Origin of the sequence: Pseudonocardia asaccharolytica DSM 44247 = NBRC 16224 (genome assembly GCF_000423625.1) — a bacterium.
Lineage (GTDB): Bacteria > Actinomycetota > Actinomycetes > Mycobacteriales > Pseudonocardiaceae > Pseudonocardia > Pseudonocardia asaccharolytica.
Genome location: NZ_AUII01000014.1, coordinates 34039 through 54247, shown reverse-complemented (window position 1 = coordinate 54247; position 20209 = coordinate 34039). Strand labels below are relative to the sequence as shown.

Annotated in this window: 21 protein-coding genes and 2 pseudogenes; 15 read left to right on the top strand and 8 right to left on the bottom strand. The window is 69.7% G+C overall.

The window, feature by feature from the left end:
- Positions 1-144 precede the first annotated feature (144 nt).
- The 7 genes and pseudogenes from G567_RS36680 to G567_RS37220 form a co-directional block, all read left to right on the top strand.
- Positions 145-279 (top strand): hypothetical protein, encoded by a 135-nt coding sequence (locus G567_RS36680; RefSeq protein ID WP_261763842.1) that lies wholly within the window; start codon positions 145-147, stop codon positions 277-279.
- 181 nt (positions 280-460) lie between these two features.
- The gene (locus tag G567_RS34865; protein ID WP_161631710.1) at positions 461-1399 is read left to right on the top strand and encodes a hypothetical protein; all 939 of its coding nucleotides are present in this window, start codon (positions 461-463) and stop codon (positions 1397-1399) included.
- 173 nt (positions 1400-1572) lie between these two features.
- Positions 1573-2508 carry a DMT family transporter gene (locus G567_RS34860; protein ID WP_211223946.1) on the top strand — a complete coding sequence of 312 codons (936 nt, stop codon included), beginning with the start codon at positions 1573-1575 and terminating at the stop codon, positions 2506-2508.
- Positions 2509-2536: 28 nt separating this feature from the next.
- Positions 2537-2872: a dihydroxy-acid dehydratase domain-containing protein gene (locus G567_RS37225; protein ID WP_425414256.1), complete on the top strand. Its 336-nt coding sequence runs from the start codon at positions 2537-2539 to the stop codon at positions 2870-2872.
- Positions 2821-3429, top strand: coding sequence for a signal peptidase II (locus G567_RS0115950; RefSeq protein ID WP_245585669.1), 609 nt, complete (start codon positions 2821-2823; stop codon positions 3427-3429). Before G567_RS37225 ends, G567_RS0115950 begins: the two co-directional genes overlap by 52 nt.
- A 208-nt stretch (positions 3430-3637) precedes the next feature.
- The gene (locus G567_RS29265) at positions 3638-4510 is read left to right on the top strand and encodes a formate/nitrite transporter family protein (protein ID WP_084796179.1); all 873 of its coding nucleotides are present in this window, start codon (positions 3638-3640) and stop codon (positions 4508-4510) included.
- Positions 4511-4576: 66 nt separating this feature from the next.
- Positions 4577-4861: pseudogene (locus G567_RS37220) on the top strand (alpha/beta fold hydrolase); the annotation flags it as partial.
- Between the two features lie 134 nt (positions 4862-4995).
- Here G567_RS37220 and G567_RS36255 read toward each other — a convergent pair.
- Positions 4996-6016: pseudogene (locus tag G567_RS36255) on the bottom strand (RNA-guided endonuclease InsQ/TnpB family protein).
- On the opposite strand from G567_RS36255, the gene G567_RS34845 reads away from it, so the two are divergent.
- Entirely contained in the window at positions 6015-6410 is a 396-nt protein-coding gene (locus G567_RS34845) for an alpha/beta fold hydrolase (protein ID WP_051233166.1), read from the top strand. The pseudogene G567_RS36255 and the gene G567_RS34845 sit on opposite strands and share 2 nt — an antisense overlap.
- Positions 6411-6425: 15 nt before the next feature.
- On the opposite strand, the gene G567_RS0115930 is transcribed toward G567_RS34845, so the two are convergent.
- On the bottom strand, positions 6426-6821 hold the full coding sequence (locus G567_RS0115930; protein ID WP_028930773.1) for a DUF1801 domain-containing protein: 396 nt from the start codon (positions 6819-6821) through the stop codon (positions 6426-6428).
- A gap of 26 nt (positions 6822-6847) precedes the next feature.
- Positions 6848-7693, bottom strand: a complete 846-nt coding sequence (locus tag G567_RS0115925) for an SMP-30/gluconolactonase/LRE family protein (protein WP_037057450.1) — start codon at positions 7691-7693, stop codon at positions 6848-6850.
- A 734-nt stretch (positions 7694-8427) separates the two neighbouring features.
- On the opposite strand from G567_RS0115925, the gene G567_RS0115920 reads away from it, so the two are divergent.
- Both G567_RS0115920 and G567_RS0115915 read left to right on the top strand, forming a co-directional pair.
- Entirely contained in the window at positions 8428-9084 is a 657-nt protein-coding gene (locus tag G567_RS0115920; protein WP_028930771.1) for a YeeE/YedE family protein, read from the top strand.
- A complete protein-coding gene (locus G567_RS0115915) occupies positions 9084-9500 on the top strand; it encodes a YeeE/YedE thiosulfate transporter family protein (RefSeq protein ID WP_028930770.1) in 417 nt (138 codons plus the stop codon). Before G567_RS0115920 ends, G567_RS0115915 begins: the two co-directional genes overlap by 1 nt.
- 66 nt (positions 9501-9566) lie before the next feature.
- Here the strand turns inward: G567_RS0115915 and G567_RS0115910 are convergent, their stop codons facing one another.
- The 4 genes from G567_RS0115910 to G567_RS0115895 all read right to left on the bottom strand — a co-directional run bounded on the left by G567_RS0115910 (position 9567) and on the right by G567_RS0115895 (position 13399).
- A complete protein-coding gene (locus G567_RS0115910; RefSeq protein ID WP_028930769.1) occupies positions 9567-10040 on the bottom strand; it encodes a dihydrofolate reductase family protein in 474 nt (157 codons plus the stop codon).
- Positions 10037-10843: an alpha/beta hydrolase gene (locus tag G567_RS0115905; RefSeq protein ID WP_028930768.1), complete on the bottom strand. Its 807-nt coding sequence runs from the start codon at positions 10841-10843 to the stop codon at positions 10037-10039. Before G567_RS0115905 ends, G567_RS0115910 begins: the two co-directional genes overlap by 4 nt.
- A 169-nt stretch (positions 10844-11012) precedes the next feature.
- Positions 11013-11648, bottom strand: coding sequence for a peroxiredoxin (locus tag G567_RS0115900; protein ID WP_037057449.1), 636 nt, complete (start codon positions 11646-11648; stop codon positions 11013-11015).
- A 308-nt stretch (positions 11649-11956) separates the two neighbouring features.
- Entirely contained in the window at positions 11957-13399 is a 1443-nt protein-coding gene (locus G567_RS0115895; protein WP_028930766.1) for an RtcB family protein, read from the bottom strand.
- Positions 13400-13590: 191 nt separating this feature from the next.
- Here G567_RS0115895 and G567_RS0115885 point away from each other — a divergent pair, with 191 nt between their 5' ends.
- Positions 13591-14004, top strand: a complete 414-nt coding sequence (locus G567_RS0115885) for an archease (RefSeq protein ID WP_028930764.1) — start codon at positions 13591-13593, stop codon at positions 14002-14004.
- A 328-nt stretch (positions 14005-14332) separates the two neighbouring features.
- On the opposite strand, the gene glsA is transcribed toward G567_RS0115885, so the two are convergent.
- The gene (gene glsA, locus G567_RS29250) at positions 14333-15397 is read right to left on the bottom strand and encodes a glutaminase A (protein WP_051233164.1); all 1065 of its coding nucleotides are present in this window, start codon (positions 15395-15397) and stop codon (positions 14333-14335) included.
- A gap of 212 nt (positions 15398-15609) precedes the next feature.
- Between glsA and G567_RS35555 the strand changes: the two genes are divergently transcribed.
- Genes G567_RS35555 through nadE form a run of 4 tightly spaced genes read left to right on the top strand, consistent with a single transcriptional unit; the run spans position 15610 to position 20056 of the window.
- Complete coding sequence (locus G567_RS35555; protein WP_161631709.1) at positions 15610-16317, top strand: transposase; 708 nt, start codon at positions 15610-15612, stop codon at positions 16315-16317.
- On the top strand, positions 16251-16772 hold the full coding sequence (locus tag G567_RS37215) for a metal ABC transporter solute-binding protein, Zn/Mn family (RefSeq protein WP_425414258.1): 522 nt from the start codon (positions 16251-16253) through the stop codon (positions 16770-16772). Before G567_RS35555 ends, G567_RS37215 begins: the two co-directional genes overlap by 67 nt.
- Positions 16757-18232, top strand: coding sequence for an asparagine synthase (glutamine-hydrolyzing) (gene asnB / locus G567_RS0115865; RefSeq protein WP_037057447.1), 1476 nt, complete (start codon positions 16757-16759; stop codon positions 18230-18232). The genes G567_RS37215 and asnB overlap by 16 nt, the downstream gene beginning before the upstream one ends.
- Positions 18233-18265: 33 nt before the next feature.
- Positions 18266-20056: an NAD(+) synthase gene (gene nadE, locus G567_RS29240; protein ID WP_051233159.1), complete on the top strand. Its 1791-nt coding sequence runs from the start codon at positions 18266-18268 to the stop codon at positions 20054-20056.
- Positions 20057-20209 lie beyond the last annotated feature (153 nt).

The window sequence follows — 20209 nt, the reverse complement described above, 5'->3', positions numbered from 1 at the left end:
CTCCAGCATTTCAACCTGTGTTGCGGGCGATGGCCATCACGCTGCCAGCGATCGATCGTCGAACACTGCGACAGGTGATCGACTCCACCTACACGCTCCACCAGAGCGCGACCTGAGGGACGCCGTTGAGGGCTGCCCGCGTGGGTGCGGGCACCCTCTGGGTCGCCGACCGGCCCCGAGTGCGCGCTGGACGCTCCGGTGGCCGAGGGGTGGCTGCGGCCCGACCGGCTCGCCGCGCTGCGCCGGGTGCTCGTCGCGTGGCGTGAGCCGTCGTACTGATACCCCGCGACAGGGGCGCGATGTTCCTTAATGGCTGGCGACTGCTATCGGCGCAACGGCTGCTCCGTACAGAGCATTCCGGAGACCGTTCGCCGCTGCCGGAGTGCTGGTAACCGGCCGAACCCGTCGGGTTGCTCAGATTCGCGAAATCATTTCGGTGACGTACCTAACCTCGCCACCGATGTCCACCTACTCCGTCGGTCAGCAGCGCACGTTCGGGGAAGCGGCGCTGCAGGCACAGCAGCCGAGAGCCGGAACCCGGGACGAGTCGCGTGTCCACGCCGGCACGCGCATGCTCCTGCACCTGGTCCTGGCAGGAGTGCCGCTCCTGGCGATCTCCGCCCAGGTCTTCGGCTTCCTCCCGATGCGTGCGGCAGCGGCATTGATCATCGTCCCGCTCGTCATCGTCATCGCCCTGCTCTCCCTGTTCGCCCCCCACTCGAGCGACCGGATCGCCGTGTCCGGTTTTCTCTGGGGGATGGCCGCCTGCGTGGTGTACGACGTGTTCCGGCTCGACACGGTGTACCTGCTCGGCCTGTGGGGGGACTTCATCCCGACGATGGGCTCGTGGGTCACGGGCGGACGACCCGGCGCCTGGGACGGTGCGATGGTCGGCTACCTGTGGCGCTACATCGGGGACAGCGGCGGAATCGGCATCGCCTTCTTCATCCTCGCCGTGGCCGCCGGACTGGGCCGGCGCCGGCGGCGGGTCGCCGTGCTCGCTGGAGTCGGGTTCGCCGTGGCCCCCGTCTGGGCCGGCCTGATCGCAACCGTTGCGCTGGCGCCGCGCGGGCAGGAGTTGATGTTCCCCCTCACCGCGACGACGGTGACACTCTCGCTCGTCGGACATCTGATCTTCGGCGTTGTCCTCGGCCTCGGCTTCTGGCACTCGAGAGGAGTGCAGGACCTCTGGTCCTGGCGACCGGTCGGTGGGGTGGCCCGGACCACGCCCGGCCTCTCGACGACGCCGACGCACGACCGGTGGTGGGACGCGACCGGGGTGGAACACCACCTGGCCAGCCGCGGCATCAGTCGTGCGACGTACGACGAGTGGCAGCGAGAGCTCGAGCGTCGGCGGTTGTCGCGCCGCCGTGCTCGAACGAAGACCGGGCACGGGTGACCGTCGGCCGCGCTCCGTTCGCCCGAGGTGATCGGGTCCGGAGCCGGTCAGCTCAGCGAGGCCGCCCGGTCGGCACTCCCCTGCTGCTAGGCACCCGTGCCGCCGTCCGTGCCCGTTCGCGCTGGCTGTGCCCTCATCAGCGGGCCCGCGGCGGGCCGTCCGGATCTGCTCGCTTGAGCAATGGCAGCGTGGTCGCCGTGACGAGTGGCGTAAGAGTGCGTGCCACCGTGCTGATCGGCGCGCTCGCGCTGCTCTGGGGGTCGGGGTTCTTCTGGATCGCGCTGTCGCTCGACGGGTTCACGCCCGTGCAGCTGACGTTCATCCGGCTGGCCCTCGGCGCGCTGGTGTTGGTGCCGATCGTGCTGGCCCGCCGGCTGCCCCGCCCGCGCGGGCCGACGATGTGGGCGCACCTCACGGCGTCGGCGCTGATCGCCAACGCCATCCCGTACTCGCTGTTCGCGGTTGCCGAGCAGTCCGTCCCGTCGAGCCTGGCCGGCGTCATCAATGCGACGACCCCGCTGTGGACGGTGCTCATCGCCGCGACGGCCCGGGCCGACACCCGGCTGACGCCGCGGCGCGGACTCGGCGTCGCGCTCGGGTTCCTCGGCGTGCTGGTGCTGTTCGAGCCGTGGAACGCCACACGCGGAGCCGAGCTCGGGGGGGTGCTCGCCTGCGTCACAGCGGCGCTGAGCTACGGCGTCGCCTATGTCTACCAGTCGCGCTACCTGACCAACCGGGGGCTGTCCCCGCTGACGCTCACGGCAGCGCAGCTCTGCATGGCGACCGTGCTCCTCGCCCTGGTTCTGCCGGTCGGTGGCGGGATCTCCGCGCAGCCCGCCCCGCTCGCCCTGGTCGCTGTCGTCGTCCTCGGAGTCATCGGGACCGGCGTGGCTCTGATCATCAACTTCACGCTCATCGCGACCGAGGGCCCGACCGCCGCCAGCGTCGTCACCTACCTCGTGCCAGCGGTCGCGCTCGCGCTGGGCATCCTCATCCTCGACGAGACCGCGCACTGGACGCTGCCCCTCGGAGCCGCACTCATCCTCGTCGGCGTGGCGCTGGTACGACGATCAGCCGGCCAGCAGGGGACCGCCTCCGCCGACCAGTAGCCGCTCGTTGCCGCTCTCGATTGGACACGTGTCCCCGGAAGCCGCGTCCGGCGGCGTGATCGCGCTGGTCGCCGACGGCGACGAGATCCTCATCGACATCCCGGGCCGGACATTGGCCTGCACGTCGGCCCGGCCGAGCTGGACCAACGCCGGGCAGCCTGTGTCCTCCGGCCCGTCAACCGGCAGCGAAAAGTGTCGCCTGCGTTCCACGGTGAGCGTCCGCGCCGCTATGTGTGGCTCGGTGGCGGAATTGTCCCGCAGCCCGAACGAGGGAGAACGCGGATGTGCTCGGGGCGCAGGAGCCGATCGCCGATGGTCCGTCGTTTGGGTCTCGTCGCCGAGTTCGAGGAGGATCGGCTCATGACGTCCAAGACCGGGTCTGACGCCGCTGTGCCGACGCACTCGGCGCGTCGGTTGCTGCCGTGGGTCTTCCTGCTGGCTGCTGGTGTCGTTGCGGTCGACCAGTTCACCAAGTGGTGGGCTGAGACGTCGCTCCTGCGCGGTGAGGCGACCCCGGTGTTGGGCGAGTTCATCCAGTGGCGGCTGTTCTACAACCCGGGGGCGGCCTTCGGTCTCGCTGCCGAGTTCACCTGGGTGCTGACTGTCGTCGCGGGGCTCGCGGTGGTCGGGCTTGTCGTGCTCGCGGCGCGTGTGCTCACCCGGAGCTGGGCGATCGGTGTCGGGGTGCTGCTCGGCGGTGCCGTGAGTCATCTCGGTGACCGGCTGCTGCGCGAGCCCGGTTTCGGGCGCGGTCACATCGTGGACTTCATCGACTACTACGGCTTGTTCGTCGGCAACGTTGCTGATATCGCCCTCGTCGGCGGTGCTGGGTTCGTGGTGCTGCTGAGTCTGATCGGCGTTGATCTGCGGCCTGGGCAGGCACCGCGCCGGACCCTGAGGCCGTCGCCCGAGCTCCGCTGATCGGGATCTGCGGTTTCCGCCGAGGCTGCTGCACGGCGCGTCGACAGCGGTGACTGGACCGGGTGTGGGCCGCGGCCTGCACCTGATCGCCCGGCAAATGTGGCGAGGGACGCGATTCGCGGGAACGCGAGTATGGGGACGACCGCACGGGTATCAGCACGGGACCTCCGCCGGGGCTACGCAGCCCAGATCATCTGCAGGGGAGTGGATGACACAGGAACCGCAGCGTTTGAGTGCCCACGAGATCTTTGACCAGACCTTGGCGAACGGGCGCAGCGAGCTCAACCGACCGGCCGGGGCGCTGGCCTTCTCGGGTCTTGCCGGCGGCCTGTTCATGGGGCTCACCGGCTTGGGCGTGGCGGGCACAAAGGCCATGCTGCCGGGCGAGGGAGCAGAGTTCGTCGCACAGTTGTTCTACCCGCTCGGGTTCATCGTGGTCGTCGTCAGCCGGGCCCAACTGTTCACCGAGAACACGCTGTTCCCGGTCGTGGTCGTCCTCGACGAACGGCGCCACCTGCTGACCACGCTGCGATTCTGGGTCGTGGTGTTCGCCGCCAACGTGCTGGGCGCGTTGGCCTTCGCCGCGCTGGCCGTCAAGACCGGGGCGCTGCAACCAGCCGCGGTCACCGAGTTGGTTCAGTTGGGTACCACCGCCACAGCCGAACCCCTGACCGACGTGTTCACCAGCGGGATCCTCGGTGGCTGGCTGGTCGCCCTGATGGCCTGGATGGTCAGCAGCGCGCGCAGCAACACCATCGGGCAGATCGTCGTGGTCTGGCTGGTGACCTTCGTGGTGGGCCTGCTGCACCTGGCGCACTGCATCGCTTCCAGCGGCTACATCCTGGTGGCCGCCCTGACCGGGGAGGTCTCGGTGGGGACCTACGCCGCATGGCTCGGCGCGGCCACTGCCGGAAACATCATCGGTGGCGTGTTCATCGTCTCGCTGCTCAACTACTGGCAGGTCCGGGTAGGGAGACGGAGCGGACGCCGTCCGTCTCGTGATGGCGTCGCAGCGACCGCGTCTCCGGCCGACGAGGAGGGTTCCGCACAGCCCGACCGCAGCGCGACACTGCGGATGTGACCGCCGCCGCATCCCCGCAGTCCGGGTACGCCCCGGCCAACGGACTCCAAGGAGGGCAACGGTGCAATCCCCGTCCTGCTGCTGCACGGGGCCTACCTGTCGACCGGCGACTTCGGGCCGCTGCTGCCGGGCCTCGCCGCCACCCGCCGGGTCATCGTCCCCGACCTCCAGGCCCACGGCCGCACCGCGGACGTCGACCGCCCCCTCACCTACGAGGGTCTCGCCGATGACGCCGCCGCGCTCCTCGCGCACCTCGGCGTCGCCAGGGCCGACGCCGTCGGCTACAGCCTGGGCGGCGGCGTCGCGCTCCAGCTCGCCATCCGCCACCCGCAGGTGGTTCGTGCGCTCGTACCCATCTCGGCGTCCTACACGAGCGGCGGGATGCAGCCCGAGCTTCTGGAGTTGACTTCTCCGCCACCCGAAGGAGGCGGATTCTCCCCGTCACCGGGGAGGGTTCGTGCTTACCGACGGTTGCCTGCTCGCGCTCACGCGCGGGCGGGTCTTACACCGTCTCCGCACGCTGCCACGGCCAGCCCGGCCGCCAGGATGTTCCGCGCCGCATTGAGGTCGCGGTCGTGCACGGCGCCGCAGCGGCACGTCCACTCCCGCACGCCCAGCGGCATCGCGTCCCGCAGCGCCCCGCAGGCGGAGCACACCCGGGACGAGGGGTACCAGCGGTCGACCACGACCAGCTCGCGCCCGTACCAGTCGGTCTTGTACTCCGGCACGGCCCGCAGCTCCGACCACGCGGCGTCGGAGCTCGCCCGGGCCAGGGTGTGGTTACGGACCATGTTCCGCACGGTCAGGTCCTCGATCACGATCGTTTGGGTTCTCACGAACGAGTCGAGTCGTCAGCTTGTGCAGGTGATCCCGGCGCCGGTCGACGATGACGGCATGGACCCGGGCTACCTTCATCCGAGCCCTGGCCCGGTTGTTCGATCCCTTCTGCGTGCGGGCCAGGTTGCGCTGGGCGCGGGCGAGCCGGCGTCGGTCACGGCGTTCGGGCCGCGGGTTGGTGACCTTCTCCCCGGTGGACAGCGTGACCAGGCTGGTGAGCCCGGCGTCGAGCCCGACCGCGCGGTCGGTCGGGGACAGCGGGGCGATCGTGGTCTCGCACAGGAGCGACACGAACCAGCGGCCGGCCGCGTCCCTGCTCACCGTGACGGTGGAGGGCTGCGCCCCCTCGGGCGGCGGACGGGACCAGCGGATGTCCAGCGGCTGGTCCATCTTGGCCAGGGTGAGCCGCCCGTCGCGGTAGCGGAACGCCGAGCGGGTGTACGCCGCGGACTGGCGGGACCGCTTGCGGGACTTGAACGTCGGGTACTTCGCGCGCTTGGCCCAGAAGCTCGCGAACGCGGCCTGCAGGTGCCGCAGGCCCTGCTGCAGCGGCACCGCCGAGACCTCGTTGAGAAACGCCAGCTGCGGGTTACGTGTGAATGGGGGAGCGCCGGTCCTCCGCCGCTGAAGCGAGCGGTCTCCTGGAGCGACTCTGGTGATCCCGAGCATGACGCTCGAGACGCTGGCCGGGTCGCCGCTCGAAGCCACGTACCGGGAGATCGCTCCCGACCCCGGTCGGTTCCCGGTTCTGGTCCAGAAGCTCAAGACGCTCGATATGACGCCCTTCGTATGGCCGGCCGCGGACATCCGGCGGATCACGACACCGACCTTGATCGTCATCGGGGATGCCGATGCCATCCGCGCCGAGCACGCCGTCGAGCTCTTCCGCCTCCTCGGCGGGGACGCGATGGGCGACTTGGCCGGTATGCCGAAGGCCCGCCTCGCGATCCTGCCGGGGACCACACACTTCATTCCCCCGGGCAGCGGCATCTTGGACCGCTATGAGTGGCTGCTCGCGATGATCCCGGCGTTCCTCGACGCTCCCCTGCCGGAATCGCCGTAGACGACGGCCGCGCCGCTACCCGTCGCGTTTGATCTTCCGCCGGCCTCCGGCGCGGTTGTTGGCGACGATGTGCGTGAACATCGCGGTGAGGGCGGCCGCGTTGATCGGCTCGCCTCGCCGGACGGCAACGGTCCGGGCGGTCGTGTTGTGGTGGCCGCCCGTGATGATCCCCGCTGGGTCGGGCACGATCGCGCTGTCGTAGAGGAACACATTGACGTGGTCTTTCGCGGCCAACAAGGCGCAGACGTTGCCCTGCAGCACGAAGTACGGACGGACCTTGAACTTGATGGTCTCGGCGACCTCGGGGTCGGCGGCGTGGACGAGATCGCGGACCTCTCGGCAGATGGCTTGCTGCCAGTCCGGCAGCGCGTCGATGTAGGCGTCGACCCGCGGATCAACCGGGTACACCATGGTGATCGACCCTTCTCCGGACGAGGTCATGCCCAGGCGGCGCCAGGTGCCGGGGCCTCGAGGATGAGTACCTGACCGGTTCGTTCCCCGGTCGTCATGCCGGTCGGGCCGTTCCACTCGGTGGCGACGAGGAACAGGGTGCGCCCATCGGTACCGCCGAGTGCGCAGGCGAAGCAGCCACGGTCGAGCTCGATCGTCTCGAGTACCGCACCGCCCTCACATACGCGCACCGCGCGCTTGTTGGGGACGTCGCCGTACCAGATCGCCCCCTCGGCATCGAGGCAGATCCCATCGGGCACCCCGTCGCCGAGGTCGGCCCAGGACCGGCGGTTGCGCAGGCTGCCATCGGCGGCGACGTCGAACGCGGTGAGTCTGTGCGCGTAGGACTCGGCCACGACGAGCGTGGTGGCGTCGGGCGTCACGGCCATGCCGTTGGGGAACCAGAGGCCATCGGCGACCTGACGCGCCGAGCCGTCGGGGATGACCAGAGCGACGGTGCCGGGCGCGGGCTCCCCGTCGGGGAAGTCGAAGCCGATGTTGTTGACGTACGCGTTGTCCCGGCCGTCCACCACGACCTCGTTCCACGGATGGTCGGCCAGCCCGGACAGGTCGGCGTACGTGGTCAGCGAGCCGTCCGGCTCTCGGCGCAGGAGCCGCCCGTCGTCCGCGCTGACGACGAGCAGGCGCCCGTCACGCAAGAAGTCGATGCAGGACGGGAACGAGGGTAGCGACGCCACGACCTCACTGTGACCGGCTGCGTCGACGGCGAGAGCCTCATACGCCCCCCAGTCCGACAGCCACAGCCGACCGTCGTGCCAGCGCGGTGATTCGCCGAACGCGAGACCCGTCATCAACGTCTGTGGCTTGCGCATGTGACGCCCCTCCTCCCTCGCCGTCGCCAGTACGGACCCTGGGACGCCGCGATTCTCATCGCTCCGTGATGGGCGAGATCCGCCGCGAGCCGGTGGTGGCGCGACCGGATGTACAGAATGTCGGATTGATCACAATCGAAATTGATCTTATCGAGCAGTAGGGTCTAGCCCGTTCAGCGGTACGTAACGGGGCGGCTACACTTCTTGCCCTGGATCGCCGGGCTCGTTCTGCAACGACAAGACCGCGCCATACCGTCTCCCCCGGGCGGCGTGCGCCGGTCAGATCGGAGCGCCGTGAGCTGCTCACACGCCGAAGAATGTCCACTTTTCCCACTCCTCAACGCGAGCCTGCGGGGCTGGCGCGACTGCTACTGCGACACTGAGGACAGGTGGCGCGACTGTGCGCGATACAAGCTGTCGCGCACCGGCCGGCTCGTGCCGATTTCGCTGCTCCCGAACGGGCACGACGCGGTGCACCTCGGACGCGCTCCCGACGCCGAGCGGTCGGGCGCGGCGGAGCCGAGGCATGCGCCGCCGGCACAGCTCCACCCCGGACCACCGTCCCCGTTCGAACCGGCGCCCACGCCGGTACGGCCGCCCCAGCCGTCCGCAACCGCACACGTTTCACAGCTCCCAGGGATCCCACCGGCCCGGTCGAGGCGACCCGCGCAGCAGGCGCGTGGTTCGAAGCGCCGCTGGTGGGCTCGACTGATCGATTGGATGAGAGGCCCCGCATGAGTAACTATTGGCCGTGGTGGGCGGGCGCTATCGGGCTCGCGCTCGTCGCCGTCGGTTTCACCCTCGCCACGAACCGGTTCCTCGGGGTCTCGTCGGCGTGGGACCGAGTCCTGCACTGGCGTGCCGAACGGCAGATCGAACGGCAGAACGCCCTGTTCGCCGACGACCGCGCCCTCGCCGAAATGCTGGCCGCGGCCACCGCCGAGCATTTCGGAGCCCACCCCGCAGCGCCCCCCGCGCCGGACGCGGCGCGCGAGGACACGCCGCCACGCGGTCAGGAGCCCGGACCAACGGCGGGTGAGGGGTCCCAGGCCACGAGCCTGCGCCCGGCGCCGCTGTTCACCCAGGCCGTGCTGCTCCTGTCGATCTTCGTCGGCGGCGGGATCGCGGCCGCCTCCGCAGGCCGGTTCGATCTCCGCCTCGACATGGGCGAGGGTTTCAGCGAGATCGTCACCAGCAATCCGATCACCATGGTCGTCCTGCTGTTCGTCGGGGGTGTCCTCGTCGGCTTCGGCACCCGCCTCGCCGGAGGGTGCAGCTCCGGCCACGGGCTCAGCGGCTGCGGGCGGCTGCAACCGGTCAGCCTTCTGGCGACCGCCGTCTTCTTCGGCGCCGCGGTTGTGATGTCGTTCCTGCTGTGGAAGGTGATCTGATGCGTTCGCGGGGCGGGATGCTCGTCGCCACCATGGTCGCCGGGCTGGGCCTCGGCTTCACCGTCACCAACATCGGGTTCGGCGACTACGCCGAGCTGAACCGCATGTTCACCTTCCAGGACCTGCGCATGCTCCTCGCCTTCGCCGGCGCGGTCGCGATCATCGTGGTGGCCTACGCGATTCTCCGGGTCCGCCGTTCCCCGGCGCGTATCCACGCCGGCGTGATACCCGGCGCGGTGCTCTTCGGCACGGGCTGGGCGATCTCGGGCGGATGCCCGGCGATCCCCATCATCCAGGTCGCCAGCGGGTACCTCCCCGCGATCGTCACGATCGCGGGCGTCGTCGTCGGCATCTGGCTCTGCCGCTGGGCCAATGCCAGATATTTCCAGCTGGACCGGGGTTCCTGCGGGCTGTAGTGGGCGGGAACGTGTGCCGCTGGCGCCCACCGCTGCCCACGGAACCGGGCAGGTGGGCGTCGGCATTCACTTCTTGACGACCCGGTATCGCAGATGCGTCGCCCATCGCGACTGTCGCGCGTCCACCTGCTCGAGCTCGACGCCCTGGTCGAAGCTCTCGAACAGCCGCTTTCCCGCGCCGAGGATCACCGGGGCGATCGTCACGATGAGTTCGTCGACGTGTCCGGCGGCCAGGGCCTGGCGGATCGTGTCGGCACCACCCATGATCCCGACGTCCTTCTCGCCGCCCCACGCCGCGGCCGCGTCGTATGTGGAACGGCCACCGATGATCGCTCCGCTGCGGCCGACGCCTTCGTCGAGGATTTCCTTGTCGACGCTCGCCGCCTCGCCCGGCGGCGCCTCGCCGTACGACCAGGGACCGTTGAACACCCAGTAGTGCAGGCGCTCGCCGCCCTCGCCGAGACCCTTGCCCGGTCCGTCGTCCGGTCCGGTGACGTAGCCGTCGAGCGACTGCGCGATCGCGGCGACCACCGCCGTCATCGCGTTCCCCCCTCACCGTAGAACCGCGCCAGCGACGGCGCGAGCACCGGCGCCGGCACCTCGTGGAAGCCGCCCTCCAGCCGCGCGAGCCTGCCGCCCGGAACGGCGGCGGCGACCTCGCCTGCCGCCGCCGACAGCCACGGCAGCTGCGTGCCCGTGCTCGTCACCGCCAGTACCGGCACGGTGAGACCGGCCAGCAGACCCACCGGAAGCGACTGGTCGTCACCCCCCATGGCGATGCCGTCGTGCACGAGCGTCGGGGCCATGGCCAGGAGCGAGTCCCACATCGGCGAGCCCTTCATCGGCTCGAGCATCTCGCCCGGCATCCCGACCACCCGCGTGTGGAAGTACTCGACGAGCCCGGCGCGGTCATCCGCCTCGACCAGGCCCCGGAGGGTGGCGATGTAGTTCTCCGGTGGGAGTGGCGCACCCTCGATGCGGTACGGCGGTTCGAGTACCGACGCCCGCGCCACCGGCACCCCGGCGGCCAGGACGTGCAGCAGCAGCCCACCCCCCGACGAGACCCCGTGCGCGAACACCGGCCCGTCCGCGCCGGCCGCGCCGATCACGGCGATCAGGTCGTCGATCTCGTGTTGCATGCCGTAGCGCCGCGGGTCGCCGCTGTCCCCGCGTCCCCGGCGGTCGTAGGACGCGACCCGGAAGCCCTGATCGGCGAGCGCCTGCGCCAGCTCGACCCAGGTGTGCCGGTCGTTGAAGGCACCGCCCACGATGACGACGAGCGGGCCGCTGCCCCACACGTCGAACGCGAGCGTCGTCCCGTCCGCCGACGTCGTCTTCTCCATCTCGCCCTCCGACCGGATCCTGCGCTCGCCCTTGATGACTGCGGGCGGCGCGAGAACTCATCGGGGCGCGGGATCGTCGGATCGTGGAGACCGGTCGGCCGGGGCCGGGCGCAGGGATCGCATGCCGAGGTGCGCGATCCCTGCGCCCGAGGTTCCCGGATGGATCACCTCAGCCTGCGGGCTGCTCGATCCACCGCAGGTAAGGCTTGATCTCCTCGACCTTGCCGAAACGCGACTTGGCGTCATCGGTGGACATGGCGGGGGAGACGATGAGCTTCTCGCCGCTGGTCCAGTCCGCGGGGGTGGCCACCGGCATGCGCTCGGTGAGCTGCAGCGCGTCGACGACGCGGAGGATCTCGTCGAAGTTACGGCCGACGGACTTGGGATAGGTCAGGGTGAGCTTGACCTTGTTGTCCGGGCTGATGACGAAAACCGACCGCACCGTCGAGGTGTCGCCCTCGCCGGGGTGGATCATGTCGTAGAGGTGCGAGACCTTCTTGTCCGGGTCGGCGATGATCGGGAAGTTCAGGGCGTTCCCGGTGACCTCCGCGATGTCGGGCGCCCAGCCGTGGTGGTCCTCGACCGGGTCGACCGACAGCGCGATGACCTTGACGCCGCGCTTGTCGAACTCCGCCTTGAGACCGGCGGTGCGGCCGAGTTCGGTGGTGCACACCGGGGTGAAGTCGGCCGGATGGCTGAACAGCACCGCCCAGCTGTCGCCCTTCCATTCGTGGAAGTCGATTGTGCCCTCGGTGGTGTCCGCGGTGAAGTTCGGAGCCTCGTCACCCAGGTGAATTGCGGGCATGCTTTGTTGTCCTCCAGTCGTTCGCGATCTTCGTAGGCCGCCAGACCCTACCCAAGTCCTACGGCACCGATCTCCATCATGCTGGGAGCCAACGAGTTCGTTAGGGCCATTGGTCTGTGATCCAGAGCGTGTCCCGTGGATCATCCAGCCGGCTGCGGGCGCCGAGGTATCGGGCTGCGCTGCGGCGAGACGATCAGCAGCGGCGTTGCCGGCTGATGCTGTAGGCGCGTGGCGACTGGGCCCTTCCCGGACGGGGGAGGACGGCCCGATTGGCACCGGAGCCCCGCTCGCCCGGGGTGATCGGAAAGCTAGCCCTTGACCACGCCGAGGGGACGGAGCCGGGCGACACGCCGGGCGAGACCTGCGCGTTCGCAGGTGCCGACGACCTCGTTGACGTCCTTGTAGGAGGCGGGGGCCTCCTCGGCCAGTCCGCGGGCGGAGGTGCCGCGGACCGCGATGCCCGCCTTCTCGAGCTGTTGTTTCAGGGCGCGGCCGTCCACCGAGCGGAGGGCGGCGTGGCGGCTCATCACCCGGCCGGCGCCGTGACAGGCGGAATGGAACGCGTCGCCTTCGACGTTGCCGGCCAGTACGTAGGAGGCGGTGCCCATGGAGCCGGGGACGAGTACGGGCTGGCCGTGCTCCGTGAGGTCGCAGGGCAGTTCCGGATGGTGTGGCGGCAGCGCTCGGGTGGCGCCCTTGCGGTGCACGCAGAGCTGGCGCTCGCGTCCGTCGACCGTGTGCCGCTCGAGTTTGGCCAGGTTGTGGGAGACGTCGTAGAGCAGGTCGAGCTCACCGGTCCCGACGGCGCGCTCGAAGGCGCGTCGGGTGGCCTCGGTGAGCAACTGCCGGTTGGCCCTGCCGTAGTTGGCGGCCGCGGACATCGCCCCGAGATAGGCCCTGCCCTCGGGTGACTGCACGGGGGCGCACGCGAGTTGCTTGTCGGGCACGGAGATGCCGTGGCGGGGCATGGCGGTGAGCATGGCCTTCAGATGGTCGGTGCAGACCTGGTGCCCAAGCCCCCGCGAGCCGCTGTGGATCATCACGCAGACCTGCCCGACGCGCAGGCCGAAGGCGTCCGCGGCCGCCTGGTCGTAGGTCTCGTCGACGTACTGGACCTCGAGAAAGTGGTTGCCCGAGCCCAGACTGCCGACCTGGCTGAGCCCGCGCTGATGCGCCCGGGCGCTCACCTGGCGGGGGTCGGCGTCGTCGACCGCGCCCCGGTCCTCGCAGTGCTCGAGATCGCGGGCGACGCCGTGCCCGCGTTCCACGGCGAAGCGGGATCCGCCGCGCAGCACCTCCTCCAGCTCAGCGAGCCCGCCGACGAGGCGCCAGATGCCGCCGGGACCCGCGCCACGCGGGATGTTCCGGTCCAGGTCGTCCATCAACGCGGTGAGCTGGTGTTGCAGCTCGTCGCGTTGCAGGGGGGAGACCAGCAGCCGGACCCCGCAGGAGATGTCGAAGCCGACCCCGCCGGGCGAGATCACCCCACCGGCGTCCACATCGGTCGCGGCGACGCCGCCGATGGGGAACCCGTAGCCCCAGTGCACGTCCGGCATCGCGTAGGAGGCGGTCACGATCCCGGGCAGAGTGGCGACGTTCGCCACCTGATCCAGCGACCGGTCGTCCGTCATGGCGGGCAGCAGCGCCTCGGTGGCGAACACGACGCCGGGGACGCGCATGGCGTCGATCGGGTCGAGACGCCAGCGGTACGGCGTTTCCTGAACAAGGCTGAGTGCATGGGTGGTGGTCACGTGGTCCTCTCGGGCATCGTCCCGCACGACCTTGGCCAAGCCAGGGTCTCGCGAGGGGAGCGGGTTCTCAACCGGTCGGCGGTCCCGAGCTGGTGGGCTCCAAAGGCCCTGGTCACGGCGGCTGGTCTGGTGGACGATGCCCCGGCGGGCGATCGGAGGAGGGACCGTGACGTGATGATGCGGGTGGTGCGGTGAGTCGCGGGCACCGCAGCCTCGGGCACACCGCCGACATCGTGCTGCAGGCCTGGGCCCCGAGCCGGGACGAATGCCTGGCCGAGGCGGTGATCGCGCTGGTCGAGAGTTTCGCCGACACGTCGGGGCGGCGAGCCGAGTGGAGCAGGGCGGCCGACCTGCCGGCCGGGACCGACCAGGACACCCTGCTCGCCGCCCTCGACGAGGTGATCTTCATTCTGGACACCGAAGGGGCCGTTCCGGTCTCGGTACGGACCGAGCGCACACCCGGGGGGCTACGCCTCGACCTCGGCCTCGTCGCGCTCGACAAGGTCCAGCTCACCGGCACCCCGCCCAAGGCGATCACGCTGCACGGGCTGCGGTTCGGCCGGATTGACTCCGGCTGGTCGTGCGAGGTGATCGTCGACATCTAGTAGGGCTTTGTAGGTCGTGTCCGGCGGAGTCGGGTGTCGTGTCGGCGGGAGGTACAGCGACACCTCTTGCGTCGGGAGTGACGCGCTTCTCGTGGCGCGGGCGAGTCGCAGCGGCGTCCTTATCGGCTGGAGCCGGACACTCGCCGAGGCCGGGCAGCCGGATCGGACTCGTCCACCCCGCCATCATCGGCCCCGGGCAGAAAGGACGCGATCGGCATCGTCACCAGTTCATGATCCAGTCGTGCCCTCACGGGCAACTTCGGCAGACTACTGGATCTGACGGGACCTACGCCTTCGTTGGCCTGGGCGCTCGCTCGGCGGGCTGATGTCATGCCCGGCCCTCATGGTGCTCGGCGTGCTCCGCCTCAGCCGCCGGAAGAACCTCTCTTGTCCGATCGGGTCGGGCCGGTGGTGTGTCGGCCGTCGGAACGCCGCCGAGGCTGGATTCACCGGGGTCGGCGAAGATGTGGAGTCCGAAGCGTTCGGAAAGTTCGCGGCACACGTTGACCGCGCGCACGGAGTGGCCGTGCACGTCGAGGCCGGGGGAGAACATGCCGAGTCCGAGGTGATTGACGATGGTGGCCACGAGCCCGCCGGAAACGCCGCTCTTGGCCGGGATACCGACATCGGTGGCCCATTGGCCGGCGGCGTCGTACATACCGCAGGTGTTCATGACACTGACGACGTCGCGGACGTAGCGCCGGGTCAGTGCGCGCTGGCCGGTGAGCGGGTTGATCCCGCCATGGGCCAGGGTGGCGCCCATGACGCTGAGCTCGCTGGCGGTCACGGTCACCGAGCACATCGCCAAGTAGACCGCGAGGGTGTCACCGATTTCCCCGGTGATCATGCCCAGCGAGCGCATGATGTAGCACAAGCCCAGGTTGCGGTCGTTGGACGTCAGCTCGGCGGCGAGCACGTCCTGGTCGACGGCGAGGTCGGGGTTGCCGCTGTAGGTGCGCAACCGCTCCAGCAGTCGGGTGATCTTGTCGTGGCGGTCGACGCCGTGGACGAGGTTGGCCGCAACGAGGGCCCCAGTGTTGATCATCGGGTTGTGCGGGCGGTGGTGGGCCTCGTCGAACGTGATCGAGTTGAACGGTTCGCCGGAGGGCTCGACCCCCACTCGGGCGAGGGTGGCCTCGCGACCGTTGTCCTCGAGCGCAAGCCCGAAGGTGAAGACCTTGGAGATCGATTGCAGCGGGAACCGCACCTCGCAGTCCCCGACTCCCCAGCGGGTACCGTCGACGTTGGTGCCGGCGATGGCGAACAGATGGCGGTCGGCGGCGGCTTCGGGTGGGTAGAAGCTGACGATGCGGTCGTCCCCGCGGGTGCCGTGGCGCGCGTGTAGCTCCTCGAGCTGCTCGGCGACCAGGCGTGCTCCTGTCTGAGAGACCATGACTCAACATCGTCTCCCACCGGGTCGCCGTGCGCTTCGCGCCACAGCCGATGCCACAAGCGCTCCGGCTCCCGACCCGGGCCCGGCCGCGCGCGGCAGCGGCCAGTCCGTCGCAGATGTTCTCCGAGGTGACCTTCGCGTGTCCGTTCGCGCAGGTGGGCTTGCCGGTTGTCGAGGCCGATCATGACTCCGAGCAGAGGAGCATTTGACGGGTGCGAGCATCTCATGAGCTGGCGCGGGTGTCGGTGAGGTTCGACGAGATGAATCTCGTGTCGTGCGCGGGGTTGTTGCCGGCGGCGGTGCTGGCCGAGCGCGGCGGCGCCGGCGCGGGGCTGTTCGACCAGGTTCGGGCGTCCTCGACGATCGGGTGCTGGCTGCGGGCGTTCAGGTGGTCGAACGTGCGGGAGCTCGACGCGGTCTCCCGCGAGCTGCGGGCCCGGCTGGGGGCCGCCGGCGCCGGTCCGGCCGACCCGACCGGCCCGCTGACGGTCGATCTCGACTCGATCATCGTGCAGGTCTACGGGCGCGGTAAGCAGGGTGCGGAGTTCGGCTACACCAAGGTGCGCGGCTATCACCCGCAGCTGGCCACCCTGGCCGAGACCGGGCAGGTGGTCTTCTCCCGGATGCGCGGCGGCTCGGCCGGGGCGGCCCGCAAGGCCAAGTCGTTTCTGACCGAGACCGTCAGCCGGCTGCGCCACGCCGGCGCCACTGGTGAGCTCACCGTGCGCGCCGACTCGGCGTTCTGTTCCCGCGCGATGATCACCACCGCAGGCAGGCTCGGGGCCCGGTTCTCCATCACCGCGCGGCAGGACAAGCGGATCCGCGCGGCGATCGAGGCCATCCCAGAAGGCAGCTGGCGGCCGATCCCGGGCACGCCGCCGACTACCGGCGCAACCTCGACGCCTACCTCGCCGAGCTGACCTCCCTGGACGCCGGGATCCGCGAGCGGATGGCCGCGGTGCCGGCGCCGCGGCGGGTCCTGGTCACCTCCCACGACGCGTTCGCCTACTTCGGCCGCCGCTACGCCGTTGATCGCATCGCGGACGCGCTGGGCGCGCCCGCCGCGCCACGGTCTACTCACCCGGCGCCTGTGTCGGCGTCGAAGACGGCTACCGGCGACCGACTGAGACGGTGCGCCGCGACTGCCGCGGGATCTTCTCGCCGTGCGGGACACCGCCAGACGCACCGGCGTCGGCGCACCGATGGGCAACGTCGTCGAGCGGTTCGACTAGGGCACCCCGGTGGGCCGAATCGGGTTCGCCTAGCATGGGAACCTGCTTCCCGGCCCGAGGCAGGTGACCGACAATCTCCGGCATCGTTGCTGCATACGGCCCATTCGATTCACTCGAGGGCCTGCGAATGCTCGATCGACTGACCCACCGGGGTCCCGATGGGCAGGGCACTCACGAGTTCGAGCACGCATGGCTCGGGCACCGGCGGCTGGCCATCGTCGACCTCGCAGGTGGTGCCCAGCCGCTACGCGATCCCGGCGGCGAGTACTGGCTCGTCGGCGACGGCGAAGTCTACAACTACCAGCGCCTCCGTCGGGAGCTCGAATCGCAGGGACACGAGTTTCGCTCCCGCGCCGATATGGAGAGTGCGCTGCACCTGCTCGAAGCGCACGGGCTCTCGGCGCTGTCCCGTCTCTGGGGTAACTTCGCGCTCGCCGGCGCCACTGTCGACGGACAGTTCTTCGCCGCTCGCGACACCATGGGGATCGCTCCCCTCTACTGGGCGCGGCAAGACCACCTGGTGATCTTCGGTAGCGAGCTCAAGGCCTTCGACCCGGACCGGCGCCCGGCGGTGGAGCCGTTCCCACCTGGGCATTTCTGGACGCCCGCCGATGGCTTGCGTGCTTTTCGGAGCCTGCCGAAGGTCGAGCCGGTCAGCCCGGCGGCGAACAGTGACCCGGACGCCGAGCCGTCGGAGGACGTTCTGGCGACTATCCGCAATCGACTGATCAGCTCGGTCGAGCGACTCATGGTGACCGACGTCCCGGTGGGCGCGCTGCTGTCCGGCGGGCTCGACTCGAGCATCGTCACCGCGATCGCGGCCCGGCACGCACACCGGAATGGGCGGCAGCTACGGACGTTCGCGGTCGGCGGGGCGGACAGCGACGATATTCTGGCTGCCCGCCAGGTTGCGGGCGAACTCGGTACGGACCACAGCGAGCGCCTCTACACCGACGACGAACTCATCGACTGGGTGCCCGAGGTCATTCGGGTGATCGAGTCGTTCGACCCACAACTCGTGCACAGCTCCGTACCGAACCTGCTGGTGTCCAAGCTCGCGGCGCGGTCGGTGAAGGTCGTGCTCATCGGTGAAGGCGCCGACGAGCTCTTCGCGGGCTACAGCTACTACAGCAAGATCCACAGCGAGGAGGAGCTGCACGACGAACTGCTCGCCACCATCCGCGGCATGCACATCGGTGGGCTGCAGCGAGTCGACCGGATCGCCGGTGCGACCGGTCTCGAAGCACGTACGCCGTTCCTCGACCTCGACGTCGTCGAGCTGGGGCTGAGCCTGCCTGCCCAATGGAAGCTGTCGCGCGGTGACCGCATGGAGAAATGGTTGCTGCGCAAGGCGTTCACCGGCTGGCTTCCCGAACGGGTGCTGTGGCGACCCAAGGCGCAGTTCGGTCAGGGCTCCGGCGCGCGTGACGTGCTGGGCGAGTACTACAGCTCAACCGTTTCGGAGGAGGAGTTCCAAGCCACCCGCCATGTGCTCGACCCACCGCTGCGATCCCGGGAGGAACTCGCCTATTACCGGCTGTTCCAGCGGGAACTCACCGGTATCGATCCGCGACATCTGGTCGGTCGCTTCGCCGAGTGGTGAGGCGTCGACCGCGCTCCAACGCCAGGAGGTTCCATGACCCAGCTGCGCGTTGCCGTGGCGCAACTGCCGAACCGGGTCGGCGATCTGCACGGCAACACGGACCGCATCATCGCGGCGATGGATTGGGCCGAGCACGACATCGCAGCGGATGTCCTGGTTCTGCCGGAGCTCACCCTCACCGGCTACGGGCTCCGCGACCTCGTGCTGCAGCACGAGTTCGTCGACGATGCCGCAGCCGCGCTCGCGGAGCTGGCGCGGCGCTCCGGTCGCGTCACCACCATCCTGAGCACCATCGACCGGGTCCAGCCGAGCAGATCGTGGGATACCCGCGAACGCGATGTGGCGATCTGCGCGGCCATGCTGTCGGGCGGTGAGATCCGCGGCAAGTACCACAAAGTCCTCCTTCCCCACTACGAGGTGTTCGACGAGGCACGGTACTTCGCGCCGGGCAAACATCCGGACGCGCTCTGGCGCATCGGCGACGTCGTGGCGGGCGTGGTCATCTGCGAGGACATGTGGTCCGCAGACGGTCCACCCGAGGCGCAGTCCGCGGCGGGTGCGCAGATCCTCCTCGTGCCGAACGCCTCACCGTTCCATCGGGGCAAGGCAGGCGGGCGGCTCGCGACGACGCGCGCCGTGGCCCGGCGTAACGGCCTTCCGGTCGTCTACGTCAACATGGTGGGCGGACAGGACGAGCTCGCGTTCGACGGCGGCTCCATCGTGGTGGATGCCGACGGTGAACTGCTGCACCGCGGCCTGGAGTTCGCCGAGGACCGCTTCTGGCTCGACGTGAGCGTTGCGCCCCCGCGAGTGTTGCGTCGCGCTGTCACCAACGTCCACACCCGGCCCACTCCGCTTCGGCCGCCGAGCGTTCCGACCCGGCCGAACAAGCCGAAGAGCGACGTCGAGGCGGTGTGGCACGCGATCGCGACCGGCTTGCGCGACTATGTCCTCGCCAACGGTTTCCGCGGCGTCGCCCTCGGCCTTTCCGGTGGCATCGACTCGGCGGTGACGGCGGCGTTGGCCGTCGACGCGGTGGGGCCGGACCACGTCCTCGCTCTGGCGATGCCGTCGTCGGACACCACTGAAGCCGAGACCGCCGACGCGCGCACGCTCGCGAAGAACCTCGGCATCTCCCTCGAGGTGATCCCGGTGAGTATGGCGAGCAGCACCGAGCAGGTGCCGACCCCGGCCCGGGAACAACAAATGGTCGATTCGCCACGCGAACGCGAACGTCGCTATGCCCGCTCCCGTGCCGCCGTGCTCGGCGACATCTTCATGGAACGCGGGTATCTCGTGCTTGCGACCGGCAACAAGAGCGAGATATCGATCGGTGAGGCGTCCCTGCTGGGCGATCTCTCCGGCGGCTTCGCACCGCTCAAGGACTGCCTCAAGACGGTCGTGTACGAGCTCGCCGCTTACCGCCAGGAGCGAAGCGCGGTGTTTCCGGCGAACCTGCTGCACCGGGCGTCGACGATGCAACGGCTCGGCTCCGGGCCGACGACCGACTGGGGAGAACTCGACGACATCATCCGACGTCTCGTCGAGCACGGCGAGGGTTTGTCGGACGTTGTCGACGCGGGGCACGGCCTCGACGTCGCCACATCCGTCCTGAAGCGCATTGCGCGGGCGGAGCGGACCCGCCGCTACGCCCCGCCGGGCGTCCGAGTTACCTCGAGAGCGTTCGGCCAGGACCTCCATCTGCCGATCAGCAACGCGTGGCGGCCACATCTTCATCGCGGCGCGGCCACATCGGTTGGTGCCGAATTCACCGGCGCTCCGGCGGCCGGATGTCGTTCCGGGGAGGATGGCTCGAGCGGGTAACAGGACTCGGGGAACGGTTCAGGCTCCCGCGGCCACCCACGATCACCCGCGCCGGGATTCCGTTCGTCAGGCCCAGGTAGTGCCGCAGCGCGGTGCGCTCCGCCAGCCGGCAGAACACGTCATCGAAGCGGGTACAAACCGGTCGGTAGCCTC

Excerpts from the sequence above, each read along its gene's own strand:
- G567_RS0115925 (WP_037057450.1), bottom strand. The coding sequence starts at position 7,693 with ATGCGCAAGCCACAGACGTTGATGACGGGTCTCGCGTTCGGCGAATCA.
- G567_RS0115950 (WP_245585669.1), top strand. The coding sequence starts at position 2,821 with ATGGTCCGTCGTTTGGGTCTCGTCGCCGAGTTCGAGGAGGATCGGCTC.
- G567_RS0115910 (WP_028930769.1), bottom strand. The coding sequence starts at position 10,040 with ATGACGGCGGTGGTCGCCGCGATCGCGCAGTCGCTCGACGGCTACGTC.
- G567_RS34865 (WP_161631710.1), top strand. The coding sequence starts at position 461 with ATGTCCACCTACTCCGTCGGTCAGCAGCGCACGTTCGGGGAAGCGGCG.
- G567_RS34845 (WP_051233166.1), top strand. The coding sequence starts at position 6,015 with ATGACGCTCGAGACGCTGGCCGGGTCGCCGCTCGAAGCCACGTACCGG.
- G567_RS0115905 (WP_028930768.1), bottom strand. The coding sequence starts at position 10,843 with ATGGAGAAGACGACGTCGGCGGACGGGACGACGCTCGCGTTCGACGTG.
- glsA (WP_051233164.1), bottom strand. The coding sequence starts at position 15,397 with ATGGTCTCTCAGACAGGAGCACGCCTGGTCGCCGAGCAGCTCGAGGAG.
- G567_RS29265 (WP_084796179.1), top strand. The coding sequence starts at position 3,638 with ATGACACAGGAACCGCAGCGTTTGAGTGCCCACGAGATCTTTGACCAG.
- G567_RS0115900 (WP_037057449.1), bottom strand. The coding sequence starts at position 11,648 with ATGCCCGCAATTCACCTGGGTGACGAGGCTCCGAACTTCACCGCGGAC.
- G567_RS0115920 (WP_028930771.1), top strand. The coding sequence starts at position 8,428 with ATGAGTAACTATTGGCCGTGGTGGGCGGGCGCTATCGGGCTCGCGCTC.
- nadE (WP_051233159.1), top strand. The coding sequence starts at position 18,266 with ATGACCCAGCTGCGCGTTGCCGTGGCGCAACTGCCGAACCGGGTCGGC.
- G567_RS0115930 (WP_028930773.1), bottom strand. The coding sequence starts at position 6,821 with ATGGTGTACCCGGTTGATCCGCGGGTCGACGCCTACATCGACGCGCTG.
- asnB (WP_037057447.1), top strand. The coding sequence starts at position 16,757 with ATGCTCGATCGACTGACCCACCGGGGTCCCGATGGGCAGGGCACTCAC.
- G567_RS0115915 (WP_028930770.1), top strand. The coding sequence starts at position 9,084 with ATGCGTTCGCGGGGCGGGATGCTCGTCGCCACCATGGTCGCCGGGCTG.